This is a genomic window from Pseudomonas sp. BIGb0558 (assembly GCF_024807515.1).
GTDB lineage: Bacteria > Pseudomonadota > Gammaproteobacteria > Pseudomonadales > Pseudomonadaceae > Aquipseudomonas > Aquipseudomonas yamanorum_A.
This window is the reverse complement of record NZ_JANUEW010000002.1, coordinates 456864-470076: the sequence shown is the minus strand read 5'-3', so window position 1 is coordinate 470076 and position 13213 is coordinate 456864. Positions and strand designations below refer to the sequence as shown.

Below are 13213 nucleotides of genomic sequence, written 5' to 3'. Positions count from 1 at the left end.
GGGAGCCGGGCTTGCCCGCGATGGCATCACCGCGGTTCGCCAGAAAAACCGAGGTGCCTGTATCGCAGGCAAGCCAGCTCCTACAGGGGGGATTAACCCTTGCCCTTGGTGCGCGTCATATTCGGCCCACCACTCTTCTCCAGATGCTGAATGATGATCCCCGCCACATCCTTGCCGGTGGTGGTTTCAATCCCTTCCAGGCCCGGTGATGAGTTCACCTCCATCACCAATGGCCCGTGGTTGGAACGCAAGATATCCACACCCGCCACACTCAGCCCCATGACCTTGGCCGCGCGCAGGGCCGTCATGCGCTCTTCCGGGGTGATCTTGATCAGGCTGGCGCTGCCGCCACGGTGCAGGTTGGAGCGGAACTCCCCCGGCTTGGCCTGACGCTTCATCGCGGCAATCACCTTGTCGCCCACCACGAAGCAGCGGATATCCGCACCGCCGGCTTCCTTGATGTATTCCTGCACCATGATGTTCTGCTTGAGGCCCATGAACGCCTCGATCACCGACTCGGCGGCCGTTGCCGTCTCACACAGCACCACACCGATGCCCTGGGTACCTTCCAGTACCTTGATCACCAGCGGCGCGCCGTTGACCATCTCGATCAGGTCGGGAATATCGTCCGGGGAGTGTGCAAAACCGGTGACCGGCAAGCCGATGCCACGGCGCGACAGCAACTGCAGCGAGCGCAGCTTGTCCCGCGAACGGGCGATGGCCACCGATTCATTCAGGGGCGAGACCCCCATCATTTCAAACTGGCGCAACACCGCGCAGCCATAGAATGTCACCGAAGCGCCGATACGCGGGATCACCGCATCGAAGCCTTCCAGCGGCTTGCCCCGGTAGTGGATCTGCGGCTTATGACTGGCAATGTTCATATAGGCGCGCAACGTATCGATCACCACCATCTCATGGCCACGTTCGGTGCCGGCCTCGACCAGGCGACGGGTGGAATACAGACGCGGGTTACGCGACAGCACAGCGATCTTCATGCAACACCTGTGGCAGAGGTAGTAGATACCGGGAACACCGGCTTGTCTTGAACGTATTTGAGCCCGGGATTGACCACCAGCTGGCCGTCAATCAGAGCCTTGGAGCCCAGCAACAGCCGGTAACGCATCGCCTTGCGGCAGGCGAGGGTGAATTCCACCCGCCACACCCGATCACCCAGGGCCAGAGTGGTGCTGATCACATACCGCACCTGGGCCTGGCCGTTGGAGCTTTTAATGGTTTTCATCGCCACCAGCGGCGCTTCGCAGCGCCGGTGACGCAGTTGCACCACGCTGCCCAGGTGCGCGGTGAAGCGCACCCACTTTGCACCGTCGCGCTCAAATGGCTCGATCTCGGTGGCATGCAGGCTTGAGGTACTGGCGCCGGTGTCGATCTTGGCGCGCAGGCCAGCCACTCCCAAGTCGGGAAGTGCCACCCACTCACGCAGACCCACAACGGTCAAATGGTCAAATGTCTTCAATATGAATAACCGGCAATTAATTCGCCCAGGCGCCAGGTGAAACCTCGGCCAGGGCTTTGAATGCAGGCTTGGCGAACCAGTAGCCCTGCATCAGAAATATTCCACAGTCGGCGAGGAAATCCCGCTCGCCGGCACTTTCGATACCTTCGGCGATGACAGTAACGCCCAACTGCTCACAGATTGTGACAATCCCCCGGACGATCACCTGGCGGACACGATCACGGTCGACATCGCGGATCAGCGCCATGTCGAGTTTGATCAAGTCAGGTTGGAAATCGGCCAGCAGGTTCAGCCCCGAATAGCCCGCCCCGAAATCGTCGATGGCGGTCTTGAAGCCGAATTCGCGGTATTCACGCAGAATATTCGTCAAATGGCGATAGTTATCTACGTGCTCGCTTTCCAGTGTCTCGAAAATCAGCCGGTCCAATGGAAAATTATGCGTGCGGGCCGCTTCCAGGGTGCTGCGAATGCACAACTCGGGCCGATAGACCGCATTGGGCATGAAGTTGATTGAAAGGTGCGTCTGCAGGCCCAGTGTCGAGGCGGTGGCGATGGCCTTGGTGCGGCATTGCTGGTCGAAACGATAGCGATTGCTGTCGTTGACCTGATCAAGTACCGACAACGCACCCTCACCCTTAACGCCGCGCACCAGGGCTTCATGGGCAAAGACCGAGTGGTCGCGCAGGTCCACGATAGGCTGATAGGCGAAGGCAAACTCAAAGCCCAGCGGTTCGCTTTGCTGGCAACCCGCGCAGCCTTGTCTGGGCGAGGTGAGTGAAATGGGAAAGTCGGTCACGCGTTAACCTCGCGAAAACAGGTTGCTACCTGGCGTATCTTAGGTGAGCTCAAGGGTTTATGCGTTGAAGGGTTTCAACGGTAAAGTTGCGACATTTTTCAGAGCGAGGAATTCAAGTGGCTCAGAAGCAGGAAGAGGAAGAAAAAGTCCGTCTGGACAAGTGGTTGTGGGCGGCGCGCTTTTTCAAGACCCGTGCCCTCGCCAAGGCGGCTATCGAGAGTGGCAAAGTGCATTGGCGGGGCGAGCGCTGCAAGCCGGGCAAGGAGCCGCGCATTGGCGATGAGTTCCAGATTCGTGCCGGTTTTGATGAGCGAACCGTGGTGGTCCAGGCGCTTTCAATTGTGCGAAGGGGCGCTCCCGAGGCGCAGGCCTTGTATACCGAAACCGAAGCCAGCATCGCCAAGCGCGAAAACGCGGCGGCCATGCGCAAGGCGGGCTCCCTGGGCATGACCACCGACGGCAAGCCGAGCAAGAAGCAGCGGCGTGACCTGTTCAAGTTTCGCGGCAGTGGCAACGATGATTAACCGGAAAACCGCAGGAGCCAGGTCGGCTCCTGCAACTTCACGTTAAGCGCTGCGAATAACGCTCAAGCGATTAACCAGCGGCACCCGTTGAAACCATCCAAACACCGGGCTTGTCACCCGTACCAGAAGTCCCGAAACCTTCGCTGCAAACGGCGTGTAGTAACCCCAGCCCAACGCCAACAGCGCCAGCAACACCCCGCCGATGTAATCGTCCTGCCCCCAATGTGCGCCGGCCACCAGCCGCGGCATCATGAACAGCAGCGCCAAGCCCCAGATCACGAGAACCTGGCCGATGCGCTTGGCGAACACGGTCATGAACATTCCCCAGATCAACAACACGGACGCGTGATCTCCCGGGAAACTCTGGCTGGAGCGGTCCTTCAGTTCCCAGGTTTTTTCAAGGCCGGGGAAATAGTCACTCATCTGGATCGCCCCGCTGATCACCATCGACGGGCTATGGTGTTGCCAGCCCATCTGCGCCGCCAGCTTGGAAAACAGCATGCGGATAAACAGCAACAGCAGCAGAATGCCCAGGAATCCGAAAAACGCCTGGCGCACTTCAATCGCCTTGAACACCCAGCCGCCGCGGATCAACAGCGTCAGCAGAATCACCCCGACCACCGCGTCAAACGGGCGCAAACTGGCCACCGCCCACACATGCAGCCACACCGGGCTGCTCGCCAGAGGGTCGTTGAGCAGATGAAACAGCCACTCGTCGAAAACCACGCAGAGCGCCTGGCCCGCCGGCCAGAGCCAAAAACACAGCAGCCCCACAGCGAGTAAATTGCACAGGGCCAATCGCCCGAGGTTCCACTTGGCTTGGAACAAACCCGGATTGTTCATAAACTGTTTCCTCTTTGCTTTAAAGCGCTTCGTTTTTCCGTGGAAGGCCGCACCAAAATAGTGCTAAAGCGTGTAATTCTATAAACCTTGTCATCTTTTTGTCATCAATTCAGATACCCAGACCTATGACTGATTTACCGGATACCGACTTCACCCAACGCTTCATCTTCGACGACAGCGACGCCCGCGGCGAGCTGGTCGCCCTGGAGCGCAGCTATGCCGAAGTCCTCGCCAAGCACCCCTATCCGGAGCCGGTCGCGCAGTTGCTCGGCGAGCTGATGGCGGCCGCCTCGTTGCTGGTGGGCACCCTGAAGTTCGATGGTTTGCTGATCCTGCAGGCCCGCTCCGAAGGCCCGATCCCGCTGCTGATGATCGAATGCTCCAGCGAGCGCGAAATCCGTGGCCTGGCCCGTTACGACGCCGACCGCATCGCCCCCGACGCGACCCTGGCCGACCTCATGCCTGACGGCGTACTGGCACTGACCGTCGACCCGACCGTAGGCCAGCGCTACCAGGGCATCGTCGATCTCGACGGTGAAACCCTGTCCGACTGCTTCACCAACTATTTCGTGATGTCCCAGCAAGTGGGCACCCGCTTCTGGCTCAACGCCGACGGCAAGCGCGCCCGCGGCCTGCTGCTGCAACAACTGCCGGCCGACCGCATCAAGGATGAAGAAGACCGCGCCGACAGCTGGGCACACATCACCGCCCTGGCCGGCACCTTGAAAGCCGAAGAACTGATGGGCCTGGACAACGAAACCATCCTGCACCGCCTTTACCACGAAGAGGCCGTGCGCCTGTTCGACGTGCAATCCCTGCGCTTCCACTGCAGTTGCTCCCGCGAGCGCTCCGCCACTGCCCTGGTCAGCCTGGGCCTGGAAGATGCGCAGGATCTGGTGGTGGAACACGGTGGCAACATCGAGATCGACTGCCAGTTCTGCAACCAGCGCTACCTGTTCGACGCCGCCGATATTGCTCAATTATTCGCCGGCGCGGGCGTCGACACCCCTTCAGGCACCCGCCACTAAAACGTTTAAGCACAGGTAAATCACCTGAGAAACGCCAGATTTCCGCCGTTCTGACCGGAGGACCCTACTCTTTTTGGGCTTTTCTGGCATAATCCGGCCCACTTTTTTCGCGGTAGTAGTGCGCAACTTTCTACTACAAAACGTTTGGAGCACTCGGCCATAGGCCGACGGGGAACCTCATGACGCAAGCCAATAACGCCGTATACACTGACCTGAGTGTTGACGATCTGGTCAAAGAAGCCCTGCAGCGCGGTGAAGGCGTGCTTGCCGATACTGGAGCGCTGGTCGTAGAAACCGGTCATCGTACCGGCCGTTCGCCAGTCGACCGCTTCATCGTTGAAGAGCCTTCCACCCAGGCTGCCATTGCCTGGGGCCCGATCAACCGCAAGTTCCCGGCCGACAAGTTCGACGCCCTGTGGGCTCGCGTCGAGGCATTCAACAACGCGCAAGAGCATTTCGTTTCCCACGTTCACGTAGGGGCTGCAGAAGACCACTACCTGGCCGTGAAAATGACCACCCAGACTGCCTGGCAGAACCTGTTCGGTCGTTGCCTGTTCATCAACCCGGCCCAGTACAACCCGGCCGGTCGTGAAGAGTGGCAAGTGCTTAACGTGGCCAACTTCGAATGCGTGCCAGAGCGTGACGGCACCAACTCCGACGGTTGCGTGATCCTCAATTTCGCCCAGAAAAAAGTCCTGATCGCCGGCATGCGTTACGCCGGTGAGATGAAAAAAGCCATGTTCTCGGTGCAGAACTTCCTGCTGCCGGCGTCCGACGTACTGCCGATGCACTGCGCAGCCAACATCGGCGAAGCTGGCGATGTGACCCTGTTCTTCGGCCTGTCCGGCACCGGTAAAACCACCCTGTCCGCCGACGAAAGCCGTTACCTGATCGGTGACGACGAACACGGTTGGGGCGAGGGCGTGGTGTTCAACATCGAAGGCGGTTGCTATGCCAAGTGCATCGACCTCTCCGAGAAGAACGAGCCGGTTATCTGGAAAGCCATCAAGCACGGCACCGTGCTCGAAAACGTGGTGATCGACGATGCCAAGCACGCCGACTACACCAACGTCAGCCTGACCCAGAACAGCCGCGCCGCCTACCCGCTGGAGCACGTGGCCAAGCGTTCCGAGAAAAACCTCGGTGGCGAGCCCAACGCTGTGATTTTCCTGACCTGCGACCTGACCGGCGTACTGCCGCCCGTGTCGATCCTCAGCGAAGAACAAGCGGCCTACCACTTCCTGTCCGGCTACACCGCTCTGGTGGGCTCGACTGAAATGGGTTCGGGCGGCGGCATCAAGTCGACCTTCTCCACCTGCTTCGGCGCGCCATTCTTCCCGCGTCCGGCCGGTGAATACGCAGAACTGCTGATCAAGCGCGTGCGCGGCTTCGGCTCCAAGGTGTACCTGGTCAACACCGGCTGGACCGGCGGCGGCTACGGCGTTGGCAAGCGCTTCAACATCCCGACCACCCGTGGCGTGATTGCAGCGATCCAGAGCGGCGCGTTGATCGGTGCCGAGACCGAGCACCTGGACACCATCAACCTGGACGTGCCATTGGCTGTACCTGGCGTTGATACCGGCCTGTTGAACCCACGTAACACCTGGGCTGACAAGGCTGCCTACGACGAAGCCGCGAAAGCGCTGGCGGGTCTGTTCATCGAGAACTTCAAGAAGTTTGAAGTGAGCGATGCGATCAAGGCTGCGGGTCCGAAGTTGTAAGATTCGGCAGTTGTGAAAAAGCCGCCCCTTGTGGGCGGCTTTTTTGTGGGCGATGGATCAGTCGACGAGGTGCAAAACCACCGCTCCCACCAACACCAGTACCACGCCGGTTACTTGTACCGCTGAAAGTCGTTCCTTGAAAAATACAAACCCCAAAATCGCCGCGATCCCGCCGGATAGGGTGCTGATCACCGTCACCACGGAAACCGACCCCACCATTGCGCCCCACGAAAATGCCGAGAACCCGCCAAGGTTCATCAGGCTCGCCCCGGTCAATGTTGCGCAGTTTTTCAGCGGCGGGATTTTCAGGCCGTCTTTGACTTTAAGCACCATCAACACCAGCACGCACAGGCCTACCAGATACCCGAGCCAAAGCATCGTGATCGGTCCAAGCGTCGGCAGGGTGTAGCGGCCTTGCACCCAAAAGCTTGTGCCGTAGAGCAACGCTGCGAGCATTGCGTAGGCAATCGAGCGGCTGGAGCTGTTGTGAGGGACGCCGTTGTCCTTGTGAATGCTGGACAGGATCACGCCGACTACGCAGAGAGCGATGCAGCCGAGTTGGATCAGGCTGATGTGTTCGCCGCTGGCCCATGACAGTAAAGTGGTCACGACGCCGTAGGACGTCACCAGCGGTGCGACGATGGCCGCTTTGCCCAGGGAGAAGGCCTTGGACAGTGCGAGGGCGCCGGAGACGGTCAGCAGGGCTGCAGCGGCGCCAAGGAGCCAGAAACTCAACGGTGCCGCGAGGGATTTGACGAGGAAGGCGGGGAATATGGCCAACAGCAGGGTCATGATCAGGAAGCCCAAGGCCTGGCCGAAATACACCGCGCGTTTTACGCCGACGGCTCGGGCGTTGAGGCCCACGAGAAAGTCCGTGCCGCCCCAGAGCAGGGCGGCCAGCAGGCCCATTAGTACGTCCATGTAAGGTCCTTGTTATTTTTTTGAGGCTACGGTGTATTGGCTTATAGGTGTGTTGATTGTTCGGGCCTCATCGCGGGCAAGCCCGGCTCCTACAATTCAGCTGAGGTTTTCCAGGGTTTGGGTGTCCCAACGCTGAGTCTTGATAGCCAGGTAGAGCATGCCGATGGTCAGCGGGATTTTATCGCCGCGACCTTTGGCTCGGCGTTTCAGGAACACATCAAAGACCGGAGGCTGGAAGTAACGATAAGCGTCGTAGTCGTTCAAGTCGACGGCGAAATCCTGTTCCAGCGCCTCAATGAATTGCTTGGCCTCGGTGCCGTCGCAGCCCAAGTCCAGGTTGATTGAGGTTTCGAGGCGGATGGTTTTGTGTTTAGGCAAGCCGATTTCGTCGTGCAGCAGTTGCAGGAGTTGCTGCATGGCGGTGTCTTCGGGAAAGTTGGGGGCCAGGTTCATGGTGGGGGCACGTTGGAGTGGGTGAGGAGGGCGGTTACGTTTCCGGCGGAATTTATTTCGTGTGATGAACAGTGCCAAGCCTATCAAGAACAGGGCGATAGGGAGGAGTTGAATGCTGAGAATGATGGCCACGTAGGGTAGCCAGAAAGTCAGGATTAGCGTCGTCGTTAGAAAGGTGAGGGCACATCGCTTTCTGATTGTGGCGTCGGTGATTTGGTAGTGCAGCAGCAGGTAAGCGGCGAAAAAGCACGCTGCTTGTAAGTAGAGCATCTGACTATGACTCATTTGAGTACACGTGCATTGAGGACGTAGAGCGTTGAGGGCCGATTCCGCCTTTAACTTGAGCGTCAGCAGAGGCTTGTGCGTCAATCAAGCAGAGAGTGGCGAGTTTGTGTCGGTTATGGGGTGTTACGGTAAATCGGATCAAGGTGAACATGACGCCATAGTGGCCGATGTATTGAGTCCTTTCGAGGTTCACGGGGTTTCTGCCGAGTAGATGACGGGGCGCTAGTTTCGGTCAGGCTGCGGTGAGTTCTGTAGAGGGATTGGCTGGTGCGGGAAGCAGTTTGGGAAGGATATGGCGTGGCGCTCGGCGTTTTCTTACGGCCTTATCCTAGATTTGCAGTGGATTGATACTTCGCATGCGGAGAAATCAAAAGTGGGAGCCGGGCTTGCCCGCGATGGCGGTGTGTCAGTGGTAGAGGTGTTGTCTGACACTCCGCTATCGCAGGCAAGCCAGCTCCCACATTTTTAACTGTGTGATTGCTCAGAGGGTGTTCGCTTTATGGCGTCTGCGGTGGTGAGTTGCATCATTCCGTATTGGGCGGCTTCCAGCAGGTCACATCCATCCTGGACCAGCAAATACAGGGGGTTGGTGATGTGGGAAATGTCTTTGAGGTCGGCCTGTTCGAAGGTCAGGCAGGAGAAGGTTTCCAGTAGGTCGGCTGCAGCGCGGATGCGTTGGTGTGCGGCGGACTGAATGTCTTCGGCAGCGGCTTCAGTATCTATGACCAGAGGATGGGTATCGGTGAAGTTGGTGCGCAGAAGGCGATAGCGATTTTCAGATGGATTTATAGCGCTCATTGATTTCGATCTCTGTAATTTAGGAGAACCGCCATCATCGTGACCAAGCGATGGGTGGCGGACTGTGTCCAGGTTGGTCAACCGGCAGAGATTCACCCGGCACGCCCGAAGGCGTCCCAAACACAGCCGCCATGAAGCGTGTGGGCACGAATGTGCCTACGACATCTGAGGGTGCGTATGCGAACTCTGTACAGGTGACCAAACCTGATCGCTGATTTTGCAGCGACGGGGCGAACTATAGGTGGGGGTGGCGTTGCGGTGCAAGTTGAGCAATGTTTTGCTCAGCGCGGGGTGCTGATGCACCGCTCAAAAATCGCCTCCAACCCCCGGTAATCACACGCCACCGCATCAATATTCGCCGGTATCCACGCCGCATTCTTCACCAACCACCAATTCACCGAAAATCCGGCGTTGACGATGATCTGCTCGAACAGAATCCGCTGCGCCCGGCCATTGCCTTCGCGAAACGGGTGGATCACGTTGAGGTCGCCATAAGCCTCGGCGATTTGCGTCACCAACTCGGCCTGGGTAGCCCCAACGAACCAGTTGGCCTGGGCCACGTGCTGGATGATTTTCGCGGCTTCGGGCGGTATACGCTCCGGTGTGCAAAACAGCGTGTCGCCTTTCTGGATATTGACCGTGCGCAGCTCACCGGCCCATTCGTAGATGTCGCCGAACAGGGTGCGGTGGATGTGCTGCAGGCGTTCAAGGTCGTAGGGTGGGGGATACAGCGGCAGGCTGCCTACGGCAATTTCAGACAGTTCCCGCTCGGCCTGATGCAGGCGCTCTTCGTCGAACAAATCCAGGCGGTTACGCAGGACGCTGCTACCGGGGTAGCAGTACGGGTCCTGGCCCACGCCGTATTTGTCGAGCATCAGCGTGGCGTGTTGCGGTACTTGGCGAGGACGGCTTCGCGGGTCGGCAGGGGTTTGTCGACGTCGGCGGGCTGGGTGTCGAACCCTTCCAGGCGCAGGCTGGCCAGGTAGTTGGATCGGCGGATCTTGTCGTAGTGATCCTGCTTTTGCTCAAACGTCAGTTCGGCCATGACAGCGTCCTCTCGGTGCGAAGCTTGATTGTAGCGCAATGGGTTTGCAGATGCGTCCTGCGCGAGGTTGGAACGTTTCCTACTGGTGCCTACTCCATTGCCCAGGCTGTGTATCATCCTGACTCTTTTTAACTTGCGACCTTTCTCGATTCGCTGAATGCGCTGGTCTATGTTTTGGGCTCGTTCAGCGGTCAATGGAGTGACAGCTTATGCACAACACCCTCCAACAGGTCTTTGGTTATCCACAGTTTCGTTTGGGTCAGGAAGCGGCGGTCAGCGCGATTCTGGCAGGCCGTTCGGCGGCGGCGATTTTCCCCACCGGTTCCGGCAAGTCCCTTTGCTATCAACTATCCGCCGTGTTGCTGCCGCATTTGACGCTCGTGGTGTCGCCGTTGCTGGCGTTGATGCAGGACCAGTTGGGTTTCTTGCAGCGCCACGGTATTTCGGCGGGCAGCATCGACTCGGCCCAGAGCCGCGATGATGCCAATGACGTCATGGCCCGGGCGCGTTCGGGCGAGCTGAAAATCCTGATGGTTTCCGTGGAGCGTTTGAAGAACGAGCGTTTCCGCAATTTCCTGCAGAGCGTACCGATCTCGCTGCTGGTGGTGGACGAGGCGCACTGTATTTCCGAATGGGGCCATAACTTTCGCCCGGATTACCTGAAGCTGCCGGATTACCAGCGCCAGTTCCGTATCCCACAGGCGTTGTTGCTGACGGCTACCGCCACGCCCAAGGTGATCGCCGACATGCAGGCCAAGTTCGCCATTGCGCCGGACGATGTGATCACCACGGGCTTCTACCGCTCCAATCTCAACCTGCTGGTGGAGCCCGTCGCTGGCCAGGACAAGCGTCGACGGCTGGTGGCATGGATGAAGGAGCGGGCCAATCAGCCGAGCATCGTCTACGTCACCCTGCAGAAAACCGCCGAACATATCGCCGAGCATCTGAATCGCAACGGTATCCAGGCCGAGGCTTACCACGCGGGCCTGGCGCACGATAAGCGTGAGGGCATCCAGAGGCGATTCATGGGCGGCCAGTCCAACTGCATCGTCGCCACCATCGCCTTTGGCATGGGCATCGACAAGAGCGACATTCGCAACGTGGTGCACTTCGACTTGCCCAAGTCCATCGAGAACTACAGCCAGGAAATCGGTCGCGCCGGGCGTGACGGGCAGCCTTCCGACTGCCTGGTTCTGGCGAATCGCGACAGCCTGAATATTCTGGAAAACTTTGTGTACGGCGACACGCCGGAACAGGAAGGTATTCGCCGCGTGCTTGAGGAGATACAGGCATCCCGTGGTGACGGGCAGTGGGAGTTCCTGCTCCGCTCGCTTTCGGACCAGAGCAACATCCGCGAACTGCCGCTGAAGACCTTGCTGGTGCAGCTTGAACTCAAGGGCGTGATCGCGCCGCGCTATGCGTTTTACGCTGAATACCGTTTCAAGTATCTGATTGAGCCAGAAGCCTTGCTCGCGCGTTTTTCCGGCGAGCGGCAGCAGTTTGTCGCAGCGATTATCCAGGTCTGCAAACGCGCGAAAACCTGGGCGACCGTGGATTTCGATGCGCTTTACCAGCAGCATCAAGCCGAGCGCAACCGGGTGGTAAAGGCCCTGGATTACTTCCAGGAACAGGGCCTGATCGAGATGGAAAGCAAACAGATGACCGAGGTTTACAGCTTGCTCAATACCGACTTTGATCCACAGGCGCTGAGCACAGAGTTATACACAGGCTTCAAACAGCACGAGGTGACGGAAGTGGCGCGGATTCACGCCATGCTGGATCTGTTTGCCACAGAGCAGTGCCTGGGTTACCGCCTGGCGCACTATTTCGGCGATGAAAATGCGCCCCGGCAATGCGGGCATTGTTCGGTGTGTCACGGTAATGTCGCTCACTTGCCGCCGCCGCCAAGCCTGCCGCCGCTTGTGGATAAAAACTTCCAGGCGCTGTGCGGTGATTTTATCCACAGGCATCATGAGTACAACGGTCATTTGCCGGGCGCCGAGCGCTTGACGCGGTTCCTGGGCGGGATCAGCGTGCCGTTGTTTACCAAGCTGAAGGCGAAGAGCATTCCAGGCTTCGCCGCGCTTGAGGAATATCCCTACGCCGAGGTGCGTGAATGGGCTGAAGCTCATTTGGACGACCTGTAAATCAACTGACCCGAGATTTGTCCATGTCCGACTCAATGCCACAGCGCGCCGACTACCGTCACTTCCAGCCGATCATCACGCGCTGGCACGACAACGATGTGTATGGCCATGTGAATAACGTCACCTACTACAGCTTCTTCGATACAGCGGTGAACACCTACCTGATCGAGCAGGGCGGGTTGGATATTCATGACGGCGAAGTGGTTGGGTTTGTGGTGAGTTCGGCGTGCGATTACTTCGCGTCGATTGCCTTTCCGGACCGCATCGAGATAGGCCTGCGGGTGGGCAAGTTGGGCAACAGTTCGGTGCAGTATGAGTTGGCGGTGTTCAAGGCTGGCGAAGACGACGCCTGTGCCGCGGGGAGGTTTGTGCATGTGTTCGTGGATCGGGCGTCGAACCAGCCGGTGACGATTCCAGAAGCGCTGCGAGGTGCCTTGCAGCGCTTGGTGGCCTGACGCAGCTTATGTGGGAGCTGGCTTGCCGGCGATAGCATCGCCGCGATTTGGTTGATACACCGAGGCGACCGCATCGCAGGCAAGCCAGCTCCCACACTATTTTGCTGCGTTTTCCGGAAGGTATTTCAAGTCTTACCGGTGGCGATAGTGATGCTTGTTCTTGCGATGCCCATAAGCATGGCCGCGCCCGCGATGGTCGTCGCGGTCATAACGGCGGTTGTCGCGCCCGCGGTAACGACGGTCATCGTCATCGCTCTTGTTGCCCATGTAGTTGCCCAGCGCGCCACCGGCGCCACCGCCGGCTGCTGCGCCGATCAGGCTGCCGGTGCTGCCGCCGACACTGCGGCCCACCACGTTGCCACCGGCTGCGCCCAACGCGCCGCCAATGGCCGCTTCGCCACGGCTGCGTTTGTCTGCACCAACCGCACTGCCGCCTGCGCCGCCGAGGGCTGCACCGATGGCCGAACCGGTGTTACCGCCCAACTGCTGGCCTACGACCGAACCTAAAACCCCGCCCAATGCGCCGCCCACACCGGCTTCGGTGGTGCCACCGGCCATGGCTGCGCCACTGACCAGGCCAAGGGACAACAAGAGAATCGAGGAGAACTTCATAGAGGAACCTCAAGAGGATGACGGCGCGATCCTGAGGTTGTATCGAGGCGGAAACAATCGAAACCCGACCAGTGGTATGGGTTGTATACAATTCTCTAAGTTGCTGTT

General features: G+C 59.0%; 15 protein-coding genes. 5 read left to right on the top strand and 10 right to left on the bottom strand.

Going from position 1 to position 13213, the window contains the following annotated elements; genetic code table 11:
• Nucleotides 1–92: 92 nt before the first annotated feature.
• The 3 genes from rimK to M2400_RS05400 are packed head-to-tail and all read right to left on the bottom strand — an operon-like array spanning nucleotide 93 to nucleotide 2273.
• A complete protein-coding gene (gene rimK / locus M2400_RS05410) occupies nucleotides 93–998 on the bottom strand; it encodes a 30S ribosomal protein S6--L-glutamate ligase (RefSeq protein ID WP_003213178.1) in 906 nt (301 codons plus the stop codon).
• Nucleotides 995–1459, bottom strand: a complete 465-nt coding sequence (locus tag M2400_RS05405; protein WP_017478110.1) for an ATP-dependent zinc protease — start codon at nucleotides 1457–1459, stop codon at nucleotides 995–997. Before M2400_RS05405 ends, rimK begins: the two co-directional genes overlap by 4 nt.
• A gap of 34 nt (nucleotides 1460–1493) precedes the next feature.
• On the bottom strand, nucleotides 1494–2273 hold the full coding sequence (locus M2400_RS05400) for an EAL domain-containing protein (RefSeq protein ID WP_259195182.1): 780 nt from the start codon (nucleotides 2271–2273) through the stop codon (nucleotides 1494–1496).
• 116 nt (nucleotides 2274–2389) lie between these two features.
• On the opposite strand from M2400_RS05400, the gene M2400_RS05395 reads away from it, so the two are divergent.
• A complete protein-coding gene (locus tag M2400_RS05395; RefSeq protein WP_003213184.1) occupies nucleotides 2390–2797 on the top strand; it encodes an RNA-binding S4 domain-containing protein in 408 nt (135 codons plus the stop codon).
• Between the two features lie 42 nt (nucleotides 2798–2839).
• Here the strand turns inward: M2400_RS05395 and M2400_RS05390 are convergent, their stop codons facing one another.
• Complete coding sequence (locus M2400_RS05390; RefSeq protein ID WP_259195183.1) at nucleotides 2840–3640, bottom strand: phosphatase PAP2 family protein; 801 nt, start codon at nucleotides 3638–3640, stop codon at nucleotides 2840–2842.
• A gap of 125 nt (nucleotides 3641–3765) precedes the next feature.
• Here M2400_RS05390 and hslO point away from each other — a divergent pair, with 125 nt between their 5' ends.
• Both hslO and M2400_RS05380 read left to right on the top strand, forming a co-directional pair.
• Entirely contained in the window at nucleotides 3766–4668 is a 903-nt protein-coding gene (gene hslO / locus M2400_RS05385) for an Hsp33 family molecular chaperone HslO (RefSeq protein ID WP_177040939.1), read from the top strand.
• 179 nt (nucleotides 4669–4847) lie between these two features.
• Nucleotides 4848–6389 (top strand): phosphoenolpyruvate carboxykinase, encoded by a 1542-nt coding sequence (locus tag M2400_RS05380; RefSeq protein WP_177040941.1) that lies wholly within the window; start codon nucleotides 4848–4850, stop codon nucleotides 6387–6389.
• A gap of 57 nt (nucleotides 6390–6446) precedes the next feature.
• On the opposite strand, the gene M2400_RS05375 is transcribed toward M2400_RS05380, so the two are convergent.
• The 5 genes from M2400_RS05375 to M2400_RS05355 form a co-directional block, all read right to left on the bottom strand.
• Nucleotides 6447–7298, bottom strand: coding sequence for a DMT family transporter (locus M2400_RS05375; protein ID WP_259195366.1), 852 nt, complete (start codon nucleotides 7296–7298; stop codon nucleotides 6447–6449).
• Between the two features lie 108 nt (nucleotides 7299–7406).
• Nucleotides 7407–7763 carry a DUF1493 family protein gene (locus M2400_RS05370; RefSeq protein WP_177114390.1) on the bottom strand — a complete coding sequence of 119 codons (357 nt, stop codon included), beginning with the start codon at nucleotides 7761–7763 and terminating at the stop codon, nucleotides 7407–7409.
• A 750-nt stretch (nucleotides 7764–8513) separates the two neighbouring features.
• The gene (locus tag M2400_RS05365) at nucleotides 8514–8846 is read right to left on the bottom strand and encodes a hypothetical protein (RefSeq protein WP_259195184.1); all 333 of its coding nucleotides are present in this window, start codon (nucleotides 8844–8846) and stop codon (nucleotides 8514–8516) included.
• A gap of 281 nt (nucleotides 8847–9127) precedes the next feature.
• Nucleotides 9128–9721, bottom strand: a complete 594-nt coding sequence (locus M2400_RS05360; RefSeq protein WP_177040947.1) for a putative adenosine monophosphate-protein transferase Fic — start codon at nucleotides 9719–9721, stop codon at nucleotides 9128–9130.
• A complete protein-coding gene (locus M2400_RS05355; RefSeq protein WP_003213201.1) occupies nucleotides 9721–9891 on the bottom strand; it encodes a YhfG family protein in 171 nt (56 codons plus the stop codon). The genes M2400_RS05360 and M2400_RS05355 overlap by 1 nt, the downstream gene beginning before the upstream one ends.
• A gap of 209 nt (nucleotides 9892–10100) precedes the next feature.
• Between M2400_RS05355 and M2400_RS05350 the strand changes: the two genes are divergently transcribed.
• Nucleotides 10101–12038 (top strand): ATP-dependent DNA helicase RecQ, encoded by a 1938-nt coding sequence (locus tag M2400_RS05350; protein WP_177120366.1) that lies wholly within the window; start codon nucleotides 10101–10103, stop codon nucleotides 12036–12038.
• A gap of 23 nt (nucleotides 12039–12061) precedes the next feature.
• A complete protein-coding gene (locus tag M2400_RS05345; protein ID WP_177132234.1) occupies nucleotides 12062–12493 on the top strand; it encodes a thioesterase family protein in 432 nt (143 codons plus the stop codon).
• Between the two features lie 132 nt (nucleotides 12494–12625).
• On the opposite strand, the gene M2400_RS05340 is transcribed toward M2400_RS05345, so the two are convergent.
• The gene (locus M2400_RS05340) at nucleotides 12626–13105 is read right to left on the bottom strand and encodes a glycine zipper domain-containing protein (protein WP_076018173.1); all 480 of its coding nucleotides are present in this window, start codon (nucleotides 13103–13105) and stop codon (nucleotides 12626–12628) included.
• Nucleotides 13106–13213 lie beyond the last annotated feature (108 nt).